This is a genomic window from Chromohalobacter sp. 48-RD10 (assembly GCF_029889785.1).
In the GTDB taxonomy this organism is placed as follows: Bacteria; Pseudomonadota; Gammaproteobacteria; order Pseudomonadales; family Halomonadaceae; genus Chromohalobacter.
Map to the genome: position 1 here is coordinate 1 of NZ_JARANX010000139.1, position 1,350 is coordinate 1,350.

Annotated in this window: 1 protein-coding gene; it reads left to right on the forward strand. The window is 64.2% G+C overall.

What is annotated here, in order from left to right:
• Nucleotides 1–79 precede the first annotated feature (79 nt).
• Nucleotides 80–1,336, forward strand: a complete 1,257-nt coding sequence (locus OP496_RS17765) for an ISL3 family transposase (RefSeq protein ID WP_280565245.1) — start codon at nt 80–82, stop codon at nt 1,334–1,336.
• Nucleotides 1,337–1,350: the final 14 nt, after the last annotated feature.

The window sequence follows — 1,350 nt, forward strand, 5'->3', positions numbered from 1 at the left end:
GGGCTCTTCGTCGTTGGGTGTGGAATTCGCCCCCTGAGCTAGGTCAGGATATGACCTCCACTTGGACAGGAGGCATGGCATGGACGGCACCCAGATTTTGACCCTCGGCCTGGGCCTGGAAGCGCCCTGGGTTCTCAAGGACCAGCACCTGGATACCGCCGTGTCGCCCCACCGCCTGGATCTCTATGTCGAGGCCGAGCGGGGCAGCCTCTACCCCTGCCCGGATTGCGGCAAGGCCTGCCCAGCCCATGACTTTGCCGACAAGACGTGGCGGCATCTGAACTTCTTTCAGCATCACTGTTACCTGCACGCCCGCGTGCCTCGCACCAAGTGTCCCGAGCATGGCGTCAAGCGCATCGAGGTGCCTTGGGCGCGCCCGGGCAGCGACTTCACCCTGCTGTTCGAGCAGGCGGCCATGTCGCTCGTCAAGGAGATGCCGGTGCTGGCCGTCTCCCGGCAACTGGAGATCACCGACAAGCGCCTGTGGCGCATCGTGCACCACTACGTGGGCCGCATGCTGGGTGAGCTGGACCTGACAGGCGTGACCACCGTCGGCGTGGACGAAACGGCCTCACGACGGGGCCAGCGCTATGTCACGGTGTTCCTCGACATGCAGCGTCAACAGGAGCCGGTCATCTTCGCCGTGCCCGGCCACGGCAAGGCCGCCATCGAGGCCTTCTGTGGCTTTCTGGCCGAGCATGGCGGTGACTCGGACAATGTGGTCGAGGTGGTCTGCGACATGTCTCAGGCCTTCCTGAGCGGCGTTGCCGAGCACCTGCCCAACGCCGAAGTGACGGTCGACTGGTTCCACATCGTGCAGACCTTCACCAAGGCGTTGGACGAGGTTCGCAAGAAGGAACGCCGTGAGAAGGGGCATCCCAAGGCCCTCCGATGGGCGGTCTTGAAGAACCTGGATAATGGCAACCTGACGGCCAAGCAGATCGCTGCTCTCCAGGAGCTGGTAGCCGATCAGGGAGCCACCGGCGATGCCTGGGTGATCAAGGAAAAGCTGCGCTGGATCCAGCAGGCACCGACGCCGCGTGCCGCCCGGTGGCGCATCACGAACTACCTCAAGGTCATGCGCGAGGCCGTTACCGGCCAGGCACTGCTCAAGCCGATGGCGAAGGCCCTGACGACGCTGGAGCGGCATGCCGAGCAGGTGGTGAGGCGCTGGACCTCCGGCCTGACTAACGCACGCCTGGAAGGCATGAACGGCTTGTTCCAAGCGGCTCGATCACGCGCGCGCGGCTACCGGAACGAGGCCAACTTCATCGCGATGATCTACCTGATTGGCAGCCCCGTGGGCCGCCTGCTGGATCAGGCCAAATCCACATGATGTGACGAAGAACC

Bases quoted from the DNA above. Each gene is read 5' to 3' on its own strand.
- OP496_RS17765 (WP_280565245.1), top strand. From the start codon at position 80: ATGGACGGCACCCAGATTTTGACCCTCGGCCTGGGCCTGGAAGCGCCC.